The organism is Oscillibacter sp. ER4 (assembly GCF_000765235.1).
GTDB classification, from domain to species: domain Bacteria; phylum Bacillota; class Clostridia; order Oscillospirales; family Oscillospiraceae; genus Hominicoprocola; species Hominicoprocola fusiformis.
On sequence record NZ_JPJG01000058.1, the window covers coordinates 1 to 21696 of the forward strand.

Below are 21696 nucleotides of genomic sequence, written 5' to 3' on the forward strand. Positions count from 1 at the left end.
CCGTGGCCGTTGAGCGTGCCCGCCTCTAGCCGCGTCGGCATCTGCTCGGGCTGCTCGTGGAGATAGGTCTGCACGCCCGTGCCGCCGACCTTCCAGGGGTTGATGTCCACACCCTCGCGCACGCACAGTCCGCCCGTGCCCTGCGGGCCCATCAGCGACTTGTGCCCCGTGAAGCACAGCACGTCGATGTGCATCTGCTCCATGTCGATGGGCAGCACGCCCGCGCTCTGCGAAGCGTCCACGATGAACAAGAGGTCGTGTTCGTGCGCAAATGCGCCGATGCACGCCAGATCCAGCGTGTTGCCCGTCAGGTTCGAGGCATGCGTGCAGACGACGGCGCGGGTCTCGGGACGCAGCAGCCGTTCAAAATCGGCGTAGTCGATGTTCCCCTGCCGGTCTGCGGGAACAAAGCTCAACTTGACATTGTTTTCCCGTTCCAGCCGGTAAAGCGGTCGCAGGACAGAGTTGTGCTCGAGGTCGGTCGAGATCACATGCTCGCCCCCGTGAATGCAGCCATGGATGGCGATGTTCAGCGCCTCGGTCGAGTTACAGGTGAACGCCACGTGGTCAGGCCGCTTGCAGCCAAAGAGCGCGGCGAGCTTGCAGCGCGTGTCGTAGATCACGCGCGAGGCGGCAAGCGCCTCCTCGTGCGTGCCGCGCGCGCTGTTGCCAAAGCTCCCCATCGCCGCGACCACCGCGTCGATGACCTGAGGCGGCTTTCGCAGCGTGGTCGCCGCGTTGTCAAGATAGATCATCTTACGGACGGACGACGCGGTCCGCGCCGCTCATCTTTTCGACGATGACGTACATGTTCGTCACTTCGCCGACGGCGAGCTTTTCCTTGAGATCGTAGAAGTTGAGGCACGTGCCGCAGCTCATGATCTCCACGCCGCGCGCGGCCATGCCCTTGAGGTCTTCGAGAGACTCCGAGCCCTCGCACGTCAGCTTCACGCCGCCGTTGTAGCAGAGGATGGTGTCGGGCAGAGTCTCCTGCTGGCTCAGGGCGAAGACGAACGCCTTCATCAGCGCGCCGCCGAGCTCGTCATTGCCGCTGCCCATCTTGTCAGACGACAGCACCGCGACCGTCTTCGGCTTGCCGCAGGTGTAGCACTCGCCGCTCTGCTCCTCCACCTTGGCGTTTTCCCCCACGGTGATGGTCACGCGGTACTCGTTTTCGCCGAGCTTTTCGGTTTTGGACGTGCAGCCCTTGCTTGCGGCCAGCTTGCCGAGGTTCTGCACCGCAGTCTCGTTGTCGACCAGCGTTTCGACCGTTCCGGCGCCGCCGAGCTCCTGCATCGCCTTCTGCGTCTTCACAACAGGGATGGGGCAGGCGTCGCCCATGGCATTGACTTTGATCGTCATTTCTATCGCTCCTTATCACAGGGTTTGCACCCGTTATTTTTTTCTAACTATAACAGATTCTGCGCGAAGTGACACAACTTTTTCTCCCGCCGCGAATTTTTTTCATGGTTTTTCCCGTTTTACCGTGCTGTTATCATTGATTTTTTCGATGGCAGTCTCCGCCTTGCGCCGTTTGCAGCAAATTGATAAAATGAGAAAAAGTTTGTATCTTTCTGCGCATTCCGCGCTCTAACAGGCAGAAAGAAGCGGAAAGGAGGCCCTGCATGGACGAATTTGACGAGATCTGCCGGCGCTGCACACCCGTTGTCTACCGCTTCCTGCTCTCGCTCTGCAAGGACGCCTCCCTCGCCGACGAGCTAACGGCGGAGACGTTCTATCAGGCGTATCTGCACATCGACACATTTCGCGGCAACTGCCGCGTCGAATCATGGCTCTGCCAGATCGCCAAAAATGCCCTCACAAAAGAGCTCCGCCGCCAAAGGCGCGCCGTCCCCTTCGAGGAAACGCACGAGCTCGCCGCGCCGGACGACATTTTTGAGCTGCTGGCCGACAAAGAACAGGCCATGCGCATCCACGCCTCCCTGCACCGGCTCAAAGAGCCGTACCGCGAGGTCTTCACGCTGCGCGTGCTCGGCGAGCTGCACTTTCGCGACATTGCCGACCTGTTCGGCAAATCCGAGTCCTGGGCAAAGGTCACATTTTACCGCGCCAAGGTCAAGCTGATCGAAGATATGGAGGAACACCATGAACATTGACTGCCGTGTCATCGGCGACCTGCTACCGCTCTACGCCGACGAAAGCTGCTCGGACGCGAGCCGCGCTCTCGTGGACGATCATCTCAAAACCTGCCCCCGCTGCCGCGAAACGCTCGCGCGGATGAAAAGCGAGCAATTTCTCCCCGCCGCGCAGGCCATCGACCCGCCCGTCGTCGCCGACTACGCGCAAAAGGTCAAGCACCGTCGCCAGAAGCGCGGCACCTGCCTGACTGTCGGTGTCATCGCCCTGATTGTGCTGCTCTCGCTCGCCGCCGCTGCGTGGATGAACCTTGTCCGCGCACAGCACCCCTACATCCCCGTGGTTGAGGAGAGCGTCTGCAACCTTGCCGCCGGAGAGGTACAAACCTTTGCCGACAGCTGCGACGGCCGCCGTCTTTTTACGAACAGCACGCGCATCGCCGTCACCTTCCGCGCGGATACGCCGCAGAACGGCACGATCACGCTCTGGAACATCACCGATGTCACAAATCCCTACCCGGCCATGTTCTACGAGGTCGACGGACGCACCGCGCGCTGCGAATTCACGAATCTTTCCTCCGCCGAGCGCTACTTTGTCCTCTGCGACGGTCTTTCCGGCGACGTGACTCTCTCCGACGGACGCCCGACAGACCTTTGGGAGAGCTTTCTCGATCTGCTCCACACCCTCTTCCCGCGCTGACGGCGAAAACACGGCGGAGTTGACAAAGGCGTTTCGCTTCTCTACAATAAAAGCAGTTTTTCAAGGAGGAGGTGCGCGCCATGAACGACAAGCTGTGTCTCACGCAGATGACAAAGGCGGCGGGTTGAGCCGCCAAGCTGGGGCCGGGTGCCCTGACAGAAATTCTTGCTGACTTGCCGAATGTGTCGAATCCCGCGCTTTTAGTCGGCTACGACAGCAGCGACGACGCCGCCGTGTACCGCGTCTCCGATGAGGTCGCCGTCATCGAGACGGTCGACTTCTTCACCCCCATTGTGGACGACCCGTACCTCTTCGGTCAGATCGCCGCGGCGAACGCGCTGAGCGACGCGTACGCCATGGGCGGCGAGCCGAAAGTTGCGATGAACCTCCTGTGCGTGCCGAACTGTCTGCCGAAAGAGGATATCCGCGCCATTCTGGAGGGCGGGCATGCCAAAGCCGTCGAGGCCGGATGCGTCATCGCGGGCGGCCACACCATTCAGGATAACGAGCCGAAGTACGGCCTGTGCGTCACGGGATTCGTCCATCCCGACCGCATCCTCAAAAATGTCGGCGCGCAGCCGGGCGATGTGCTGGTGCTCACCAAGCCGCTCGGCAGCGGCGTGCTCACGACCGCCATCAAAGCAGACCTCATCTCCCCAGCCGCCCGCGACGCGGTTTATGCCCACATGGCGACGCTCAACAAAAAGGCGGGCAATGCCGTGCGAAGCGCCAAAAATGTCCACGCCTGCACCGACGTGACAGGCTTTGGCCTGCTCGGTCACAGCTATGAGATGGCGAGCGGCAGCGGCGTTACCATCCGCCTGCACGGCGCAACGCTCCCCCTGATGGACGAGGCGCGCGATATGGCTGAGATGGGCATCATCCCCGCGGGCGCTTACCACAACATGGACTATGTGAAGCCGCATCTCACGGTGCTGCCCACGGCGCAGCAGGTCTTCCTTGACCTCGCCGCCGACCCGCAGACCTCGGGCGGCCTTCTCGTCGCGCTCCCGCGCGAGGACGCAGAGCCGCTTCTTCGCGAGCTCCAGACCTTCGCCCCCTGGAGCACCATCGTCGGCGAAGTGAGCGAGCTGCGCGCCACCGCGCTTGAATTCGACTGATCCAAACGGAACGCAAGCAAAAAAGGAGCTGAATGCCAAGGCATTCAACTCCTTTTTGTTATTTCACTCGCATCTTTTCCACATCTCATTTTCGCGTCCGTAGACGCGAAATAATCTTGATCATTTTTCCGACGACAGAAGGTGAATTGCCGCATAGCGGCAAGAGAAACCACCCTGGGGTGAGCGCGTCGGACAAATTCCTCTCACGCAGCGCGTGTCGCAGCCGCCCTGCGGGCGGCAAGGCACGAAGCGAAGTGCAAATCTCTTCAAATCAGTGACACCGTCACTGATTTGAAGTATAACTCACGTGCAGTAGCTCATGGCACCGCTTTTCCCCGTATTCCGCCATCATCTGGGCGACCACGGGGTTTCGCTCCGCGCGCTTGAACATTGCCGCGTTGTCGGAAAGGTGCAGGCCGTCGCCGCGCTTTTCCTTGCTCTTCTTGAGGCCGTAGGGCTGGCCCGCACCGCCGACGCAGCCACCCTGGCAGGTCATCACCTCGATAAGGTGATAGAACTTCTTGCCCTCGTCGATTTCCTTTAAGAGCTTTTTTGCGTTGGCAAGGCCGTTGACGACCGCGAGCTTGAGCTCGGTGTCGCCGATCGTCACGCTCGCCTCCTTGATCGGCGCGTCGCCGCGCAGGCCGAGGATGCTGATCTCGCGCAGGGCGTTTTTGCTCTTATCCGGCAGGCAGTGGCGCACGACCGCTTCAGCCACACCGCCGCTCGTGCCGTAGATGACCGCCGCACCGGAGCCGAGGCCGAACGGCAGGTCGGGGGACTCAAGCTCCAGCTCGCCGAGCTGGATGCCCGTCTCCTGCATCATGTCGATCACCTCGCGCGTGGTAAGCACAAGGTCGACGTCGGGTCGACCGTCGTGGATGAACTCGGGGCGCGCGGCCTCCATCTTCTTCGCCGTGCAGGGCATGATGGCGATGTGATAGGTCGTGCGGCCATCGGCAGCGTCCTTCGCGGCATACTTGTCGCGGAAGATCGCGCCGACCATCTCCATCGGCGACTTGCAGGTCGAAATGTTCTTCAAATACTTGGGGTTCTCGTTTTCGAGATACTTCACCCACGCCGGGCAGCAGGAGGTGAACATCGGGAACGGACCGCCGTTTTTCAGGCGCCCGAGGAATTCTTCGGATTCGGCGATCGTCGTAAAGTCCGCGCCGAACGTCGTGTCATACACCTCGTCCACGCCCATGAGCTTGAGCGCCGTGACGAGCTTGTCGAGCACGTTCTCGCCCGCGGGGAAGCCGAATGCCTCGCCCACAGCCACGCGCACGGCGGGCGCGATCTGGATGACGACGCGCTTGCTGGGGTCGTGGATGGCACGCCACGCCTCGCCGATCTGGTTTTTCACCGTGATGGCGCCGGTGGTGCACACCGCCGCGCACTGGCCGCAGCTCACGCACTTCGTCTCGGCGAGCTTGCGGTCGAACGCGGGCATGACCTGTAAATTGCTGCCGCGGTAGGCAAAGTTCAAAATGCCCATGCCCTGCATCTCCTCGCACACGCGCACACAGTCGCCGCAGAGGATGCACTTGTTCGGGTCGCGCAACACCGCAGGCGACGAGCTGTCGATCTCGTAGTGCTCGCGCGTATCGGGAAAACGGATTTTGCGCACGCCGAACTGCTGGGCAAGCTCCTGCAAGCGGCAGTGGCCGCTCTTTTCGCAGGTGGTGCAGTTGCAGTTGTGCGAGGCGAGCAGCAGCTCCAGAATAACGCGCCGGTGCTTGAGAAGCCGCGCGCTGTTCGTGCTGATGCGCATGCCGTCGCGCGGCTCCATCGAGCAGCTCGCGTCGATCTTGCCGGTCTTTTCATCCTCCACCACGCACATGCGGCACGCGCCGTAAACGGAGAGGTCGGAGTAATAGCAGAACGTCGGCATTTCAATACCGGCCTTACGGATGACGGAGAGCACGTTCTTTTCCCCATCGAAGTTGACGCGCTGACCGTCAACGATCATCATACCTTTTGCCATGTCTCAGCCCTCCTCTTCAATGGCGTCGATCGCGCCGAACGGACACGCGCCCCAGCATGCGCCGCAGTGGATGCACTTGTCGTTGTCGATCGTATGCGGCATGCGGATCTCACCGGAGATGGCCTCCATCGGGCAGTTGCGCTTGCACTTGCCGCAGCCCTTGCACAGCTCGGGCTTGATGACAAGGCGGCGCTTGCGGCCGTTGCAGATCGGGCAGTGGTGGTCGACCACATGGCGCAGATAGTCCTGGCGGAAGTGGCGCAGCGTGCTCTGTACGGGCTTGCACGCGCTCTGGCCGAGGCCGCACAGCGCCGTTTCCGAAATGGTCCTGGAGAGCTCCTGCAAAAGATCAAGGTCCTCAAGGCTTCCCTCGTTTGCGATGATGCGGTCTAAAATCTCCAGCATGCGCTTCGTGCCCTCGCGGCAGGGCACGCATTTGCCGCAGCTCTCATTCTGCGTAAAGCGCATGAAAAAGCGCGCGGTCTCGACCATGCAGGTGTCCTCATCCATGACGACGAGGCCGCCCGAGCCGATCATGGCGCCGATGCTCTTGAGCGAGTCGAAGTCGAGCGGCAGGTCAAGATGCTCGTCGCTCGCCGTGGTCGCGCCGCCGGAAGGGCCGCCGATCTGCACGGCCTTGAACTTCTTGCCGTCGGGAATGCCGCCGCCGATGTCGAAAACGACTTCACGAATGGTCGTGCCCATCGGCACTTCGATGAGGCCCGTGTTGACCACGTTGCCTGTCAGGGCGAAGGCCTTCGTGCCGGGGCTCTTCTCCGTGCCGATGCTATGGTACCACTCCACGCCGTTTTTGATGATGAGCGGGACGTTGGCAAACGTCTCCACGTTGTTGAGCACCGTGGGCTCTGCCCACAGGCCATGCTCGATGGTGCGCGGAGGTTTGACGCGCGGCATGCCGCGGTTACCCTCGATCGACGCGGTCAGGGCGCTGCCCTCACCGCAGACGAACGCGCCCGCACCCTTGTTGACGTGGATGCGGAAATTGAAATCGCTGCCAAGGATGTTCGTTCCGAGAAGGCCCATCTCCTCGGCGCGCGCGATGGCCGTTTTCAGGCGGTTCACCGCCAGCGGATACTCCGCGCGCACATAGATATAGCCCTCGTCGCTGCCGACGGCGAGGCCCGCGATCATCATGCCCTCGAGCACGCTGTGGGGGTTGCCCTCCATCACGCTGCGGTCCATGAACGCGCCGGGATCGCCCTCGTCGCCGTTGCAGACGATGTATTTTTTCGCGCTCTTCTGTTTGCGCGCGCCATCCCACTTGCGTCCGGCGGGGAATCCGCCGCCGCCGCGGCCGCGCAGGCCGGAATCGAGAATATTGCGGCAGATCTGCTCGTCCGTCATCTCGAACAGCGCCTTTTCAAACGCGCTGTAGCCGCCCTTGGCGATATACTCCTCGATGTCCTCGGCGTCCGACGTGCCGCAGTTTTCCAGCACCACACGGTGCTGCTTTTTATAGAACGGGATATCCTCCTGCTTCGGGTACGCCGTGCCGTCGAGATGGTAGACCAGACGGTCGATGACCTCGCCGCCGAGTACGGTCTTCTCTAAGATCTCGTGGCAGTCCTCGGGCTTGACGTGAATGTACATCACACCCATCGGCTCGATGTGCACGAGCGGGCCCATCTCGCAAAAGCCGTGGCAGCCGCTCATTTTGACGTGCAGGCTCTTTTCCTCGTCCGAGTCGTGCTTCAAGCCGACGTAGACCTTCAGCCCGCGCGCCTCGCACTCGGATTTGAAATTGTCGTAAATTTTCATTGCGCCGCCGGCGATGCAACCCGTGCCCGCGCAGATGAGGATGGACGGCACCTCGCGGCTCTGCGCGAGGTCGTGCTCCGCTCTTGTGCGCAGGACGCGGAATTCTTCTCTTGTCAGCTTGCTCACGCTCGCACCTCCTCTTTGCGGATGGTCTCGAGCAGCTCAATGGCACGCTCGGGGTCCATCTTGGCATGCACCTCGCCATCCACGGTCATGACCGGCGCCAAACCGCAAGCGCCGAGACATGCGACCGTTTCAAGCGTGAAGAGGCCGTCGTCCGAGGTCTTTTTCTTTCCATGCAGACCCAGATACTCATAGATCGCATCGTAGATCGGCCCGGACTTCCGCACGTGGCACGCCGTGCCCGCGCAGACCTTGACAATGTGCTTCCCCTTGGCTTCGAGCGAGAAGTTCTCGTAGAACGTCGCCACGCTGTACACCTTCGACACGCTTAATCCGAGCGTATCGGCGATGAGCGTCAGGTTTGCTTCGCTTAAATAGTTGTACTCCGCCTGAACATCCTGCAAAATCGCGATGAGATTCGATGGGTCATTCTCATGCGAGGCAAGAATGCTCAGGACCTTTTCTGTGTCAGGTTTCATGGTTGCCCTCCTATCTAATCCTGACGGCGATTATACCGTATCTTTTAAGGCATTTTCAACAAATTGCTTCAAAATCATCGATTGATTATCTATATAAGCTTCATAATTTTATGCCCATCAATAAATCTGGAATGACCCGTATCTCTGTGCGGTTTATAAAAAATGACTTCCGTTCAGGTTTTCCCTGAACGGAAGTCATTTTTCTCACTTTATTGCGTACTTTTACTGCGCGCCGTGCGGCATGCGCTCCTTGACTGCCTTGCCAGTCGGCGTAGCGGCAAGACCACCGAGCGCCGTCTCGCGGAACTCGACCGGCATGCGCCGTCCGACCTCGCCCATCGCGTCGATGACCTCGTCGACGGGGATGCGGCTCTCGATGCCCGCGAGCGCCATATCCGCCGCGGAGATCGCGTTCACCGCGCCGATGACGTTGCGCTTGACGCACGGGACCTCGACAAGGCCCGCGACGGGGTCGCACACAAGGCCCATCAGATTTTTGAGCGCCATCGCCACGGCGTGGCCGATCTGCTCATTCGTGCCGCCGCGCAGCGACACGAGCGCGCCCGCCGCCATGGCCGACGCCGTACCGATCTCGGCCTGGCAGCCGCCCGCCGCGCCGGAGATGCTCGCGCGGTACGCGATCACCGCGCCGATGCCCGAGGCGACATACAGCGCCTCAAGCAGCTCATGCTGCGTGTAATGCTCGCGCTCGCACAGCGGCAGCAGCACCGCCGGCACCACACCGCACGAGCCCGCCGTCGGTGCTGCCACAATGCGGCGCATGCAGGCGTTCGACTCCGCCATGGAGATAGCCTGCACGATGACCTCGTCCATGAATTCACCGCCGATGCTCTCTCCGCGGCGCGCGTACAGGCGCATCTTGAGCCCGTCGCCGCCGACCAGACCACTCACGCTGCGCTGCGTGCCGGTATAGGAGTCCGCCGCATCCTGAATGGCCTGCCAGGTCGACAGCATCTTCGCCATCGAGGCCTGACGGCTCACCTGGCGCTCCTCCATATCATACTGCAAAACGATCTCCCAGAACGGGATATTCTCCCGCGCCGAGCGCTCAAAGATTTCCTTCATCGAATCCAGCGCCATCTTCATCGTCCTCCTTATCGTAATAGGTCACGCTCAGGATGCCCGGCAGCTCCGAGAGAAATTCCACCTGCCGGGGCTTGATGTGCTGATCCGTTTCAATGACCATCAGCGCGTCACCGCCGCGGCAGTGACGGTTCACGCTCATGTTCGCCACGTTGATGTGCACCTGACTTAAAATCGACGTGATCGCCGCGACCGAGCCGGACTCGTCCTGATTGCGTACGATCAGCGTGTTGAAGTCGCCCGTAAAGTTTACGTCGATGCCGTCGATCTTGTTGACGACGATCGCGCCGCCGCCGATGGACGACGCCTGAAGCGTCAGCTTTTTGCCGCTTTTGCCCGTCAGCTCCAAAAGCGCGGTGTTGGGGTGCGCGTCGCGCAGCTCCACCGTGCGGAACGAATACGCCATACCCGCGCGGTTCGCCTCTTCATAGGCGTTCGGGATGCGCAGGTCGTCCGGCTTCATGCCGAGAAGTCCCGCCAAAAGCGCGCGGTCCGTGCCGTGGCCGAAGCCCGTTTCAGCAAACGAGCCGTGCAGGCCGATGTCCGCGCGCGCCACCTCTTCGCCGAGCAGCGTTCTTCCCATATTGCCGATGCGCGCCGCGCCCGCCGTGTGAGACGAAGACGGACCGACCATCACCGGCCCCATCATATCGAAAATATTGATCATGGAAACCTTGTCCTTTCTGACCATCATTTGGGAAAAGCATATCATATCCGCCGCCAAAAAGCGAGTAAAATTCCGCTCCGCGCATTGCGACTATTGAATAATATCCTTTACCTTGATTCATTTTCGATATTCATCGAAACTGTGCTCACGTTCATTTTTCTTCATAATCTGAGGCAAAAGGAGTCGTCCACAGGCGGCCCTTTTCTTTCTTTCGATGCAGAGCGTCAGGCCAGCATCAGCCCGATGAAAAAGCAGATCTGCGCAAGGCTGTTGACGGTCTGCTCCATCCAGTTCACCTTCGGGTCGCTCGAATCCATCCGGAACGCGAAAACGAGCATCAAAATCATCCCAAGCGCGCCCGCAAGGAAGAAAAGGCATGCCGGAAAACCGCTCAGCTTTGCAAGCATCGCTTCCTCGTTCAGCCCTGCGCGGTCTACGATCAGTGCCGCGAACATCGTCAAAAAGCCGACCGGCATCAGGACGCGCATCTGCACAAACATCGGCCAGATGTTCCTTTGGGAGACGGCCGCGATGAGCTTCTATCCCACCTTCACAACACCCGAGAGCAGGCAGACTACCGCACCCGCTACAAACAGTCCGCTGTGGAACAGGTTCCCCGTCTTCACCGCGGAGAGACCGAAAAATACGACAGGGAGCAAATCGACGAACGCCATCGGGGCGCTGAAGCCCTCGGGGATGGTCTCTCTTGTCATGCGGTTTCTCGCTTTTCTGCTCATGGCGTCCTCCGTGATGCTGCTTCGCTGCTTCTTATTCTGCCCCAAAGAGGCAAACAGGCGCGGCGGATGATCCGCCGCGCCTGCGTTTTCTAAAAATTTCCTTTTACACGCGCTTCCACTTTGCGCCGCCGGGCATGTCGGTCACTTCGACACCCTGCGTCTTGAGCTCGTCGCGGATGCGGTCAGCCTCGGCAAAATTCCTCGCCTTCTTGGCCTCCGCGCGCTGGCGGATCAGGTTCTCGATGCCCTCGTCCGCCGTGCCGTCCTCAGAGACGACCGTGAAGCCGCCCGCGCTCTGCTGAGACGCAGCCTTCTCCTTCTTCTCGCGCTCGGCTTCGGCCTTTTTGAGAAGGTCGAGGCTCAGCACCGTGTCATAGTCGCCGATGATGGCGAGCTTCGTCGTGCCCGTAGTCTTGGCCTTGAGCACGTCGTAGAGCGCGGTCACGCCCATGGCGGTGTTGAGGTCATTGTCCATCTCCTTCATGAACTTCGCGCGGTATTCGGCACGCACGGCCTCGTCCACGCCGCCCTCGTCCTTAATATTCGCAATCTTCGCGATGAGCTTGTTGTACGCGGCGACCGCATTGTCAAGATTTTCCCACGTGAAGACAAGACTCTTGCGGTAGTGGCTCTGTAAGCAGAAGAAGCGGTACGCCAGCGGGTCATAGCCCTTTTCCTCAAGCAACGAGACCGTCAAAAATTCGCCCTTGGATTTGGACATCTTGCCGTGCGAGGTGTTGAGATGCGCCACGTGGCACCACTGGAGGCACCAGGGATGACCGAGGTAGCTCTCGCTCTGCGCGATCTCGTTCGTGTGGTGCGGGAAGGCGTTGTCCACGCCGCCGCAGTGCAGGTCGAGGTATTCGCCGTTGTACTTCATCGAAATGCCGGAGCACTCGATGTGCCAGCCCGGATATCCGACGCCCCAGGGGGAATCCCATTTGAGCGCCTGATCCTCGAACTTGGACTTGGTGAACCAGAGGACAAAGTCGTTCTTGTTCTTCTTGTTCTCGTCCTCCTCCACGCCTTCGCGCACGCCGACGGCGAGGTCTTCCTCGTTGTGGTCGTTGAAGATATAGTAGCGAGAGAGCTTGCTCGTGTCGAAGTACACATTGCCGCCGGCGATATAGGCATAGCCGGTGTCGAGCAGCTTCGTGATGATCTTGATATAATCGTCGATCAGGCCCGTTGCGGGCTGGACGACGTCGGGGCGCTTGATGTTGAGCTTCTTGCAGTCGGCGAAGAATGCGTCGGTGTAGAACTTGGCGATCTCCATGACGGTCTTGTGCTCACGCTTGGCTCCCTTGACCATCTTGTCCTCGCCCTCGTCGGCATCGCTCGTCAGGTGGCCGACGTCGGTGATGTTCATGACGCGGTTCACGCTGTAGCCCGAAAAGCGCAGGTACTTTTCCAGCACGTCCTCCATGATGTAGGAGCGCAGGTTGCCGATGTGGGCAAAGTGGTACACGGTCGGGCCACAGGTGTACATCTCCACATGGTTCGGCGTATGGGTCTTGAATTCTTCCTTTTTATGGGTCGCGGAATTGTATAAATACATGATAGATCTCCTTTGAGAAGATGAAATAACGGATTTAGTCCGCCTCTTTGAAGACGTCGAGGTTCTTTGCGAAATACTCAATGCCGGAGTACACGGTCGTCGCCACGATGACCGCAATGCACACGACATTCAAAAGGTTGCTTTGGAAGACCAGCATCAGGCACAAACACACCATGGTCGAGGCGGTCTTCACCTTGCCTGACCACGCGGCCGCGATGACGCGCCCCTGCTCCACGGCGACAAGGCGCATGCCGGACACGGCAAATTCGCGCAGCAGCACGATGGCAAGGCACCAGCCGGGCATCTGCCCGCATTCGACAAAGTAGCACATCGCCGCCATGACGAGCATCTTGTCTGCCAGCGGGTCCATGAACTTGCCGAAATTTGTGATCTGATTATAGTGGCGGGCGATGTAGCCGTCGGCAAAGTCCGTCAGGCACGCGACAATGAAAATACCGAGCGCCCACCATCTCGCACCCGCGAAGTCCAGGTACAGCACCACTAAGAATACGGGGATCAGCGCAATGCGCATGATCGTCAGTTTGTTTGCAGTTGTCATATCTCTCTTTCCTCCTGCCTTGCAGAGCATTTACTTATTCGACCGCTTCGCCGGTCAGCTCACCGTCCATCGTGCCGGTCAGGCGGACATTGACGAACTCGCCTGCCATGATATCACAATTTGCGGAAAAGTAAATCTTTCCGTCGATATCCACGGATTCCGCGTAGCTGCGGCCGACAAAGGACTGCGCTTCCTCACTCCAGCCCTCGCACAGCACTTCGCGCACATCGCCGAGGACGGAGTCGTTGTATGCATCGATGATGTCACTCTGCACGTCGACTAAAAGCTCCGTGCGGCGCTGGGCCTCCTCCATCGGAACGTGCTCCATCGTCGCGGCCTTCGTCCCCTCCTCGGGCGAGAACGGGAACACGCCCGCGCGCTCGATCTTCTCCTCGCGCAAAAAGTCGCAGAGCTCCTCGAACTCCTTCTCCCCCTCGCCGGGAAGACCGGCGATGATCGACGTCCGCAGCACAAGGCCAGGGATGCGTTCGCGAAGCTCGCGGAAGACCTTGCGGATGCTCTCTTTCGTGTCGCGGCGGTTCATCGCCTTCAAGATGTCGTCGTTGCAGTGCTGGATGGGGATATCGAGATACGGCACGATCTTCTTTTCCCGCGCGATCGTGTCGACCAGCTCGTCGGTGATGTCATCGGGATAGAGGTAGTGTAAGCGGATCCAGTGAAAATCGAGCTTGCACAGCTCACGCAGGAGTGCGGCAAGTTGGTGCTCGCCGTTCAAGTCCGTGCCGTAGCGCGTGATGTCCTGCGCGATGACGATGAGTTCCTTCACGCCCGCGGACGCAAGCTCGCTCGCCTCGTCCAGAAGTTCGTTCATCGGGCGGCTGCGGTAACGGCCGCGCAGGCGCGGAATGACGCAGTAGGCACAGCAGTTGTCGCAGCCCTCGGCAATACGCAGATACGCATACCACGACGGCGTGGACAAAATGCGCGCGCCGCCCTGCACGCAGTTCTGAATGTCGCCCATGTAGCAGGGGCGCAGGCCGCCGGGCGCCATGACCTCGTCGACCGCGCGGGCGATCTCGCCGTAGCTGCCGGTGCCGAGCACCGCGTCGACCTCGGGCAGCTCGTGGAGCACATCGTCCTTGTAGCGCTGCGCCATGCAGCCGGTGACGATGATCTTTTTGAGCTTGCCCTCTTTTTTGAGCTCCGCCATCTCTAAGATATTATCGATGGCCTCCTCGCAGGCAGAGGCCAGAAAGCCGCAGGTGTTGACCACGGCCACGTCCGCCCCCTCGGGCGAGAGGACGACGTTGTGTCCCGCATGCTGCACCGTGGCCATCATCTGCTCGCAGTTGACCTGATTCTTGGCGCAGCCCAGGGAAATGAAAGAAACGTTATAGGGCATAGAACCCCTCCTGATCGTAAACTAAGTGTAAAAAACAGCCAAACGACTACTCTTCGTAATCGAATTCCGTCGCATTCTCGCTGATTTGGGCGATTGCCGCGCGCACATCGCGCCACGCAAAGCCCCGCCGCAGCAGCATGTCGGACAGGCGCTTGCGCCCCTTTTCATCGAGCACGCGGCCCTTTGTCTTCTGCGCGATCACGCGCGCGATGGCCTCCTGCGCGTCGGGCGACTTTGACAGCGCGTCCTCCCACAGCTCGCGCGGCACGCCGCGGCGGTAGAGCTCATCGCGAATCTTCGCCTCGCCATAGCCCATGCCGCCGTAGTGGCGCACAAGCATTGCGGCATACTCCGCGTCGTTGAGCGCGCCGATCTCCTCGAGCCAGTCGCACGCCGATTCGGCGTCGGCCTCGGCCGCTCCCTTTTCCTTGAGCTTTTTCGAAAGCTCTTTCCTTGACAGCGGACGGGACGAGATCATGTTCGCCGCGCGCACGCGTGTTTCGCTCCGCGCGCCGGACTGTTGCAATTCTACCACAGTCCTATCGTCAATGTCCAGCCCTATACATAAACCGAAACGCAGAAGCTCGCTCTCGGTGATCCGGAGGAGGTCTCCCCCCTCCAGATACACGAGAACGCGCTCCTGCTTATGCTTCGATCGTTCGATCTTCTCAATCTTCATCCTTGAAATCGTCGGCGCTGACGTCCACGGCGCGGCCTGCGGCCTTTGCCGCCACGCGGGACTGGCCCGTCATCAGCTTGTCGAAGTTGCGGCGGATCTCCGCTTCGAGATTGTCGGCGATCTCGGGATTGTTTTTCAGATACTGCTTGGCCGCGTCGCGTCCCTGACCGATGCGCGTTTCGCCCATCGAGTACCACGAGCCGCTCTTCTGCACAAGGCCCAGCTTGACGCCGAGGTCAATGAGTTCGCCGATGAGCGAGATGCCCTCGCCGTACATGATGTCGAACTCTGCCTCGCGGAACGGGGGCGCCATCTTGTTCTTCACGACCTTGGCGCGCGTACGGTTGCCGATGATCTCACTGCCGTTTTTCAGCGCCTCGATGCGGCGCACATCGATACGCACGCTCGAATAGAACTTAAGCGCGCGGCCGCCGGTCGTGACCTCGGGGTTGCCGTACATGACGCCGACCTTTTCGCGCAGCTGGTTGATGAAAATGACGATGGTGTTCGTTTTGCCGACCGCACCGGTCAGCTTGCGCAGCGCCTGCGACATGAGGCGCGCATGCAGGCCGACAAAGCTGTCGCCCATCTCGCCCTCGATCTCCGCGCGCGGCACCAGCGCCGCGACGGAGTCGACCACGATGACGTCGATCGCGCCGGAGCGCACGAGCGCCTCGGTGATCTCAAGCGCCTGCTCGCCGGTGTCCGGCTGGGAGACGAGCATATCCTCGACCTTGACGCCAAGCGCGCGGGCATAGGTGATGTCGAGCGCGTGCTCGGCGTCGATGAACGCGACCTCGCCGCCCGCCTTCTGCGCCTGGGCGAGCACATGCAGCGCCAGCGTCGTCTTACCGGAGGATTCAGGCCCGTAAATTTCGATGATACGACCCTTGGGCAGGCCCCCGATACCGAGCGCCAGGTCGAGCGCCAGCGAGCCCGTGGAGATGGCCTCCACATTGCTCACGGTGTTGTCGCCAAAGCGCATGATCGAGCCCTTGCCGTAGGTGCGCTCGATCTGCTGCATCGCGGTCTCGATCGCCCGCTTCTTGTCGTCGGCCATCGCCGCAGCTGCCTTCGTCTGAGACTTTTCTGCCATGTTCGCGTTCCTCCCGATTCTTTATGTAAACTAAATTTGCTTCAAATGGTCTCCACGCGCGTGCCGTACACCACGCGGGGGATGTTGTTGAGGTCCTTGACGATCTGAATGTCGCCAAAGCCGTGCGAGCGCATGATGCGCAGCACTTGATCCGCCTGCCCGATGCCGACCTCGAAAAAGAGCATGCCGTTTTCACACAGGGCATCGCGCCACTTTTCGCAGATCACACGGTAGAAGTCGAGCCCGTCCGCGCCGCCGTCAAGCGCAAGGCGCGGCTCGTGCTCGCGCACAGAGGCGTCGAGCGTGTCGATGTCCGCGCTCGGGATGTACGGCGGGTTGCTGACCAAAAACTGAAATTTCCCCAGCGTGCGCGCGGGCTTTTCCCGCGCGTCGATCTTCAGGCTCGCCACCCGCGCCGTCAAGCGGTTGCGGCGGATGTTCTGTCGGCAGATCTTGAGCGCCTCTTCGTCATATTCGCCGAGCAGCACGCGCGCGTTCGGCAGGTTTGCCGCCGCGGCAAGGCCGATGCATCCGCTGCCCGCGCAGAGATCCAGAATGCGGCAGGCCCCCGCGCCGCGCGCCGCGTCGATGAGCTTTGTCGCCAGTACCTCGGTATCCGGGCGCGGGATGAGCACCGCGGGCGAAATGTCGAGCGGCAGGCCGTAAAACTCCCACTCGCCGATGAGGTAGGCCACCGGCTCGCCCGCCAAATGGCGCTTGACGAGCTCGCGCGCACTCTTCTCCACCTCGGGCGAGGCGTAGAGTGAGCCGTCGCGCACCAGCTCCTCGCGCGTTTTTGCCGCCGCGGCGCAGACGAGCTCGCGCGCCGACTGCGTCGCCTCCTCGTCGCCCGCGCGCCTCAGCTCCGTGCGCAGATCCAGATAGAGATTATTATACGTCGTTGCCATGCTTACCACGCATCCTTGCCTTTTTCTTCGGGAATGACCAGCTCGAGCGCGCGGATGGCGACCTCGAGCATGCTGTCGTCCGGCTCGTTGGTCGTAAAGTTTTGCAGCCACAGGCCCGGACGCGCCAGAAAGCGCGTCACCTTGTTGTCGTGCCCGCCGACGTAGCGGTTGAACTCATACGTCACGCCCACGATTGGAATGAGCAGCAGCAGGTGCAGCGCCACGCGCACCCACATGTTGCGCCAGTTGACAAAGCTGAAGACAAGGCTCGAAACTAAAATCGACACGACCACGACCACAAAGAGAAAGCTCGTGCCGCAGCGCGGATGGTGGCGCGGCTGGATGCGGCAGTTTTCGACCGTCAGCGGCAGCCCCGCCTCGTAGCAGAAGATCGTCTTATGCTCCGCGCCGTGGTACTGGAACACGCGGTAGATGTCCTTCTGCTTGGAGCACAGGATCATGTAAGCGAAGAAGATCACGAGCTTGATGACAGATTCGACCAGATTGTGCACCGCCGCGCTCTTGATATACGGGTCGATAAAGCCGGCCAGAAACGTCGGCAGCAGGAAAAAGAGCAGGATCGTCAGCCCCAGCGACAGAAAAACCGCCAGCGCCGTGATGAATTTCTGCATTTTTTCGTTGCCGAGCTTTTTTTCAAGCCACTGGTCGAATTTGCTCGGCTCGACGACGTCCTCGTCGGGGAAATAGTCCGCCGAAAACATCAGCGCCTTAACGCCCTTGACCATCGAATCGACGAACGTCACCGCGCCGCGGATGATGGGTAAGCCCAAAACGGGGTACTTGTCGCGCACGAGCGTCAGCTCCTCGACCTTTTCGACCAGCCCGTCCGGCGAGCGGACGACAATGGCCTGCTTGCCCGGACCTCGCATCAAAACTCCCTCGATCAACGCCTGTCCGCCGATGCTCGTGCGGAACTTGGACGCGGAAGCCTTGTTTTTTGCTTCTTCTGCCATGAATGGTTCTCCTTTTTCTATGCGATATCATACCACGGGTTTTGCAAGAATGCAACACCCGTTCTATTTTTCACGACATGGGCAGCGAGATCGTCACGACCGCGCCGCCGCCCTCGGCGTTGGCGATGTCGAACGTGCCGCCGTGCAGGCGCACGATCTCGTCACACACGGCAAGGCCGATGCCGCTGCCGCGTGCCTTCGACGAGCCCTTGTAGAATTTCTGCTTGACGAACGGCAGCTCCTCCTCCGGGATGCCGGGACCGTAGTCGCGCACGCGGATGACAAATTTTCCATCCTCGCACGCGGCGCTCACGTTGATGCGCTTTCCCGCGCCGCCGTGCTTGGCCGCGTTGTCGAGCACATTGCAGAAGACCTGCTTCATGCGCTCGCTGTCTGCCACGATCGGCGGCACATCCTCGTCAGGGCCCTTGTAGCTGACCTCGATGCCCTCCTGCCGGAAGAGCTCGAAATAGGTGTAGATCGCGTCCTCGAGCTCGCTGGCAAGATCGACGCTCTCCACGCGCAGCGTGAAGCGCCCGTCCTGCATCTTCGTGAATTCGAGCAGCTCCTCGACCATCGTCGTCAGGCGGCGGGACTCTTTCAAAATGATGCCGAGGCCGCGCTTCGTCTGGTCGATGTTCGCGCCGGGGTCGGCGGAGAGCGTCTCCGCCCAACCGCTGATGGCGGTCAGCGGCGTTCGCAGCTCGTGCGAGACCGACGAGATAAATTCCTGCTGGATCTTCTCGGCCTGGCTGATCTTGAGTGACATGTCGTTGATGTTGTCGACCAGCTCGCCGAGCTCGTCGCGGTAGTGGTTCTCGATCATGATGCCGTAGCTGCCGCCCGAAATGCGGCGTGCCGCGTCGCTCACGACTGCGACGGGCTGGACGACGTTGTTGATAAAAATGGCGTTCGACGCCGCGATCAGCGCCATGCACACAAGTGCCGCTGCCGAAGCGAGCAGCGACTCGACCAACACGCGATGCTGCGCCTCGCGCAGCGATGTCACGTACCGCAGCACGCCGACGACGCGGGAGTTAAAAAACAGCGGATACGACACCGCGAGGATATTCTCCCCCGTCTGCGGATCGCGGCCCTGAAACGACGCCATTTTACCGCCGATCGCGTTGTCAACGTCGCTCGTGCCGGGCAGCGTGCCCGCCGTCAGCCCATAGGACGAGACCTGCACGCGTCCGTTCGTGTTGATGAACTGGAGCTCGATCGTGTCCTTTTCTTCAAACGTTTCGGCGGAGTACGACGCGAGGCGGTAATATTCGCTGTAGCTCTTCACACCGTAGCCTGTGAAGGTCTCCGCCGCGATACGCGCGCGGCTCTCAAGGCCCGAGCGCATCGCATTGTAATAGTATTCCTGCACGCCCACGCTGAAAAGCGCCACCGCCAGCACCAGCAGCAGCAAGATCGGCAGCACCGCCGAAAACATCCACCGCTGACGAAGGCCACGGATGTGCAGCGCCGAAGCAAAGCCTTTTCGATTGTCCGGCATCGCTGCCCCTCCTTCGTTCGGTGCGCTCACACCGTCCATTTATAACCAAAGCCCCACACGGTGGAGATGTACTTCGGCTCCTGCGCGTCATCTTCGATCTTGAGGCGCAGGCGGCGGACATTCACGTCCACGATCTTGAGCTCGCCAAAGTAGCCCTTGCCCCACACGGCGTCGAGAATTTCCTCGCGCGCGAGCGCCTTGCCGCTGTTTTCCATAAAGAGCTTGACGATCGCGTACTCGATCTGCGTCAGCTTGACGCGCTCGCCGTTTTTTTCAAGCGTCCGGTTCGTCAGGTTCAGCAGAAACGGCGGCTGATACAACTCTCCGGTATGCGTGGCCGGCGTGTTTTCGCCCATGCGGCGCAGCAGCGCGTCCACGCGCGCGGTGAGCTCGGCGGGTGAAAACGGCTTTGTCACATAGTCGTCCGCGCCGGTCATCAGGCCCGTCACCTTGTCCATCTCCTGCGTGCGCGCCGTCAGCATGATGATGCCGACCTGCGCGTTCGACATGCGGATGCGGCGGCAGACTTCGAACCCGTCGATGTCCGGCAGCATGATGTCGAGCAGGCACAGCTTCGTGTCGGGATTTTCCTGCAATTTTTGAAGCGCCTCCTCGCCGCACTCAGCCTCCACGACCTCGTAGCCCGCACGCTGCAAATTGATGACAATAAAACTACGGATACTGGCTTCATCCTCCAGCACCAGCACTTTTTTCATATCGTTTCTCCTCTCAGTTGTCTCCCATCGTCCATTCCGCCATGATGAGTGAGAAGCGCTCGCGCAGCGATTGCTCATCAAGCGTGATATTCCATGCATCGCCGATCCGTGCGGCGTATACCGCCTCCACCTGCTGCGTGAGCACAAAGCGGCTGCCGATGTTGGCAAGCCCCTCGCGCGCCTCGCCCGTCAGGGTGTAGACGGTGAGCAGTTTCTCTCTCAGTCCGCCCTCGCCCGCGCGGTAGAAGGACACAGCGGTCTCGCCGCTGCCCGCGCTGCGCTCGACGGTCAGATGGTCCTTGTCCCACTCGTCCGGCAGCACAAGGCTCCAGCCGTCCGCCACATTGTGGAAGCAGCTCTGCACGTCCGTCACCGTGCCGTCGATGCTGTACTGCTCCCAGACAACGTAATACTGCAGCTCGCTCTCGCGGTCAAAGCGCTGCAAGGGACGCGTCTTCGGCGCTTCGGTCACGCCGTCGCTGTTTTCATCGCGCGGGAAAAGGCCGAGGAAAATTTCCTCTGCGGGTACCTGATTCGCGTCCGCGCCGAGGGCGATGTTCTGCAGCCGCCCGCTTCTGAGCGCCAGCACATCCGTCACGGTCAGGTTGTCGCCCGTCACGCCCGTGACGAACAGCGCGTTCTCCCCGCCCGTCAGCGTACCGGCGGTCAGGCGGCTCAGCTCCGCCACCGAGGCGGACAGGCGCAGCGAGGACTTCGCGTGCAGCGCGCCGTCATCCCAGTCGTAGTAATCGACGCGCGCCGTACTCTCTTCGTCGCTGCAAATAATTAAAAGTTCCTGCTTCCCGTCGCCGTTCATGTCGAGGTTCGCGTAACGGGAATAGCCCGTCGTCAAAAGCGACTCCGGCGTGCCGGGAGAGAGCGGATAGATGGCAAGCCCCTGCACATCCGAGCTGCTCTTGTAGCCGACTAAGATTTCCTTAAGCCCGTCGCCGTCCAGATCCGCGTAGTTCACGCTGTAGATCTGGCTCGATGCGCCCTCGATCACGGCGTAGCGCTCGTAACTGTCGCCGTCGGCTTTGAAGATGTAGATCTTCATCGGCTTTTTGTCGCTCGTGCGGCGGAAGAAGGCCACTGCCTCCTCGCTGCCGTCGCCATCCAGGTCGATCATCTGTACACTCTGCAAATTGCTGCCCGACGTGGGCGCGGCATACTCCGCGCCGTTTGTGAGCAGCGCGTCGATCTGCGATTCGAGCGACTCATACTCGCCCGCGAGCTTCGGCAGGCGGTAGAGCGACGTCTCCGGCGTCGTGAACATGCAGCCCGAAAGCAGCAGCGAAAATAATCCGATCACCAGCAGTTTCCCCGCGCGCTTCATTCTCTCCGCCTCCTCTTTCATACAGATACCAATACAGAATTATCATAGCACGCCGCCGCGCAAAAAGGTAGCCCCTTTTTGCGCATTTTCCGCAAAAAAGCAGCGTTCAATGTCCTATCTAAGCCTCATCAAAGCGAAAGATGCGCCTTTTGCGCCCACCGGGCGCAAAACAGCATTCTAAAAAGCACGCATTTTGTGCTCCCTGAGCAC

The 21696-nt window shown here is 60.6% G+C and carries 22 protein-coding genes; 3 read left to right on the plus strand and 19 right to left on the minus strand.

Annotation, left to right across the window (positions count from 1 at the left end; genetic code table 11):
* Window positions 1–755: aminotransferase class V-fold PLP-dependent enzyme (locus NI20_RS0109310; protein WP_033121133.1), on the minus strand; the 755-nt coding region annotated here is incomplete at its 3' end.
* A gap of 1 nt (window position 756) precedes the next feature.
* The gene (yedF, locus tag NI20_RS0109315) at window positions 757–1362 is read right to left on the minus strand and encodes a sulfurtransferase-like selenium metabolism protein YedF (protein WP_033121134.1); all 606 of its coding nucleotides are present in this window, start codon (window positions 1360–1362) and stop codon (window positions 757–759) included.
* A gap of 263 nt (window positions 1363–1625) precedes the next feature.
* Here yedF and NI20_RS0109320 point away from each other — a divergent pair, with 263 nt between their 5' ends.
* The 3 genes from NI20_RS0109320 to selD all read left to right on the plus strand — a co-directional run bounded on the left by NI20_RS0109320 (window position 1626) and on the right by selD (window position 3917).
* Window positions 1626–2117 carry an RNA polymerase sigma factor gene (locus NI20_RS0109320; protein WP_033121135.1) on the plus strand — a complete coding sequence of 164 codons (492 nt, stop codon included), beginning with the start codon at window positions 1626–1628 and terminating at the stop codon, window positions 2115–2117.
* Window positions 2107–2796, plus strand: a complete 690-nt coding sequence (locus NI20_RS0109325) for an anti-sigma factor (protein ID WP_033121136.1) — start codon at window positions 2107–2109, stop codon at window positions 2794–2796. The genes NI20_RS0109320 and NI20_RS0109325 overlap by 11 nt, the downstream gene beginning before the upstream one ends.
* Before the next feature lie 80 nt (window positions 2797–2876).
* Complete coding sequence (gene selD / locus NI20_RS0109330) at window positions 2877–3917, plus strand: selenide, water dikinase SelD (RefSeq protein WP_081958447.1); 1041 nt, start codon at window positions 2877–2879, stop codon at window positions 3915–3917.
* 283 nt (window positions 3918–4200) lie between these two features.
* Here selD and NI20_RS0109335 read toward each other — a convergent pair whose 3' ends face one another.
* From NI20_RS0109335 to NI20_RS0109415, 17 genes are all read right to left on the minus strand, one after another.
* Window positions 4201–5904, minus strand: a complete 1704-nt coding sequence (locus NI20_RS0109335; protein ID WP_033121138.1) for a [FeFe] hydrogenase, group A — start codon at window positions 5902–5904, stop codon at window positions 4201–4203.
* Window positions 5905–5907: 3 nt separating this feature from the next.
* Window positions 5908–7809 carry an NADH-ubiquinone oxidoreductase-F iron-sulfur binding region domain-containing protein gene (locus tag NI20_RS0109340; RefSeq protein WP_033121139.1) on the minus strand — a complete coding sequence of 634 codons (1902 nt, stop codon included), beginning with the start codon at window positions 7807–7809 and terminating at the stop codon, window positions 5908–5910.
* The gene (locus NI20_RS0109345; RefSeq protein WP_033121140.1) at window positions 7806–8285 is read right to left on the minus strand and encodes an NAD(P)H-dependent oxidoreductase subunit E; all 480 of its coding nucleotides are present in this window, start codon (window positions 8283–8285) and stop codon (window positions 7806–7808) included. Before NI20_RS0109345 ends, NI20_RS0109340 begins: the two co-directional genes overlap by 4 nt.
* Before the next feature lie 222 nt (window positions 8286–8507).
* On the minus strand, window positions 8508–9386 hold the full coding sequence (gene sdaAA / locus NI20_RS0109350; RefSeq protein WP_033121141.1) for an L-serine ammonia-lyase, iron-sulfur-dependent, subunit alpha: 879 nt from the start codon (window positions 9384–9386) through the stop codon (window positions 8508–8510).
* Window positions 9355–10056, minus strand: coding sequence for an L-serine ammonia-lyase, iron-sulfur-dependent subunit beta (sdaAB, locus tag NI20_RS0109355; RefSeq protein ID WP_156108607.1), 702 nt, complete (start codon window positions 10054–10056; stop codon window positions 9355–9357). Before sdaAB ends, sdaAA begins: the two co-directional genes overlap by 32 nt.
* A gap of 224 nt (window positions 10057–10280) precedes the next feature.
* A complete protein-coding gene (locus NI20_RS0109360) occupies window positions 10281–10556 on the minus strand; it encodes a hypothetical protein (protein WP_033121142.1) in 276 nt (91 codons plus the stop codon).
* Window positions 10557–10595: 39 nt separating this feature from the next.
* Window positions 10596–10793 carry a hypothetical protein gene (locus NI20_RS0109365; RefSeq protein WP_033121143.1) on the minus strand — a complete coding sequence of 66 codons (198 nt, stop codon included), beginning with the start codon at window positions 10791–10793 and terminating at the stop codon, window positions 10596–10598.
* Window positions 10794–10896: 103 nt separating this feature from the next.
* Window positions 10897–12351 (minus strand): cysteine--tRNA ligase, encoded by a 1455-nt coding sequence (gene cysS / locus NI20_RS0109370; RefSeq protein WP_033121144.1) that lies wholly within the window; start codon window positions 12349–12351, stop codon window positions 10897–10899.
* A gap of 34 nt (window positions 12352–12385) precedes the next feature.
* Window positions 12386–12910 (minus strand): CDP-diacylglycerol--glycerol-3-phosphate 3-phosphatidyltransferase, encoded by a 525-nt coding sequence (pgsA, locus tag NI20_RS0109375; RefSeq protein WP_033121145.1) that lies wholly within the window; start codon window positions 12908–12910, stop codon window positions 12386–12388.
* A gap of 34 nt (window positions 12911–12944) precedes the next feature.
* A complete protein-coding gene (gene rimO, locus NI20_RS0109380; protein WP_033121146.1) occupies window positions 12945–14273 on the minus strand; it encodes a 30S ribosomal protein S12 methylthiotransferase RimO in 1329 nt (442 codons plus the stop codon).
* 46 nt (window positions 14274–14319) lie between these two features.
* Window positions 14320–14952 carry a regulatory protein RecX gene (locus tag NI20_RS0109385; protein ID WP_033121147.1) on the minus strand — a complete coding sequence of 211 codons (633 nt, stop codon included), beginning with the start codon at window positions 14950–14952 and terminating at the stop codon, window positions 14320–14322.
* Window positions 14942–16048 (minus strand): recombinase RecA, encoded by a 1107-nt coding sequence (gene recA, locus NI20_RS0109390; RefSeq protein ID WP_081958448.1) that lies wholly within the window; start codon window positions 16046–16048, stop codon window positions 14942–14944. Before recA ends, NI20_RS0109385 begins: the two co-directional genes overlap by 11 nt.
* 41 nt (window positions 16049–16089) lie before the next feature.
* A complete protein-coding gene (gene prmC / locus NI20_RS0109395; protein ID WP_033121148.1) occupies window positions 16090–16956 on the minus strand; it encodes a peptide chain release factor N(5)-glutamine methyltransferase in 867 nt (288 codons plus the stop codon).
* 2 nt (window positions 16957–16958) lie between these two features.
* Window positions 16959–17930 carry a DUF1385 domain-containing protein gene (locus NI20_RS0109400; protein ID WP_052084564.1) on the minus strand — a complete coding sequence of 324 codons (972 nt, stop codon included), beginning with the start codon at window positions 17928–17930 and terminating at the stop codon, window positions 16959–16961.
* A gap of 70 nt (window positions 17931–18000) precedes the next feature.
* The gene (locus NI20_RS0109405) at window positions 18001–19434 is read right to left on the minus strand and encodes a HAMP domain-containing sensor histidine kinase (protein WP_033121149.1); all 1434 of its coding nucleotides are present in this window, start codon (window positions 19432–19434) and stop codon (window positions 18001–18003) included.
* Window positions 19435–19460: 26 nt separating this feature from the next.
* The gene (locus NI20_RS0109410; RefSeq protein ID WP_033121150.1) at window positions 19461–20150 is read right to left on the minus strand and encodes a response regulator transcription factor; all 690 of its coding nucleotides are present in this window, start codon (window positions 20148–20150) and stop codon (window positions 19461–19463) included.
* 13 nt (window positions 20151–20163) lie between these two features.
* Window positions 20164–21486: a VCBS repeat-containing protein gene (locus tag NI20_RS0109415; RefSeq protein WP_033121151.1), complete on the minus strand. Its 1323-nt coding sequence runs from the start codon at window positions 21484–21486 to the stop codon at window positions 20164–20166.
* Between the last annotated feature and the right edge of the window lie 210 nt (window positions 21487–21696).

Coding starts and splice junctions, on each gene's coding strand:
- NI20_RS0109320 (WP_033121135.1), top strand. CDS start 1,626: ATGGACGAATTTGACGAGATCTGCCGGCGCTGCACACCCGTTGTCTAC.
- prmC (WP_033121148.1), bottom strand. CDS start 16,956: ATGGCAACGACGTATAATAATCTCTATCTGGATCTGCGCACGGAGCTG.
- NI20_RS0109335 (WP_033121138.1), bottom strand. CDS start 5,904: ATGGCAAAAGGTATGATGATCGTTGACGGTCAGCGCGTCAACTTCGAT.
- rimO (WP_033121146.1), bottom strand. CDS start 14,273: ATGCCCTATAACGTTTCTTTCATTTCCCTGGGCTGCGCCAAGAATCAG.
- NI20_RS0109325 (WP_033121136.1), top strand. CDS start 2,107: ATGAACATTGACTGCCGTGTCATCGGCGACCTGCTACCGCTCTACGCC.
- sdaAB (WP_156108607.1), bottom strand. CDS start 10,056: ATGATCAATATTTTCGATATGATGGGGCCGGTGATGGTCGGTCCGTCT.
- recA (WP_081958448.1), bottom strand. CDS start 16,048: ATGGCAGAAAAGTCTCAGACGAAGGCAGCTGCGGCGATGGCCGACGAC.
- NI20_RS0109360 (WP_033121142.1), bottom strand. CDS start 10,556: ATGTTTGTGCAGATGCGCGTCCTGATGCCGGTCGGCTTTTTGACGATG.
- NI20_RS0109410 (WP_033121150.1), bottom strand. CDS start 20,150: ATGAAAAAAGTGCTGGTGCTGGAGGATGAAGCCAGTATCCGTAGTTTT.
- cysS (WP_033121144.1), bottom strand. CDS start 12,351: ATGTATTTATACAATTCCGCGACCCATAAAAAGGAAGAATTCAAGACC.
- NI20_RS0109415 (WP_033121151.1), bottom strand. CDS start 21,486: ATGAAGCGCGCGGGGAAACTGCTGGTGATCGGATTATTTTCGCTGCTG.
- yedF (WP_033121134.1), bottom strand. CDS start 1,362: ATGACGATCAAAGTCAATGCCATGGGCGACGCCTGCCCCATCCCTGTT.
- NI20_RS0109385 (WP_033121147.1), bottom strand. CDS start 14,952: ATGAAGATTGAGAAGATCGAACGATCGAAGCATAAGCAGGAGCGCGTT.
- pgsA (WP_033121145.1), bottom strand. CDS start 12,910: ATGACAACTGCAAACAAACTGACGATCATGCGCATTGCGCTGATCCCC.
- NI20_RS0109400 (WP_052084564.1), bottom strand. CDS start 17,930: ATGGCAGAAGAAGCAAAAAACAAGGCTTCCGCGTCCAAGTTCCGCACG.
- NI20_RS0109405 (WP_033121149.1), bottom strand. CDS start 19,434: ATGCCGGACAATCGAAAAGGCTTTGCTTCGGCGCTGCACATCCGTGGC.
- sdaAA (WP_033121141.1), bottom strand. CDS start 9,386: ATGGCGCTGGATTCGATGAAGGAAATCTTTGAGCGCTCGGCGCGGGAG.
- NI20_RS0109365 (WP_033121143.1), bottom strand. CDS start 10,793: ATGAGCAGAAAAGCGAGAAACCGCATGACAAGAGAGACCATCCCCGAG.
- NI20_RS0109345 (WP_033121140.1), bottom strand. CDS start 8,285: ATGAAACCTGACACAGAAAAGGTCCTGAGCATTCTTGCCTCGCATGAG.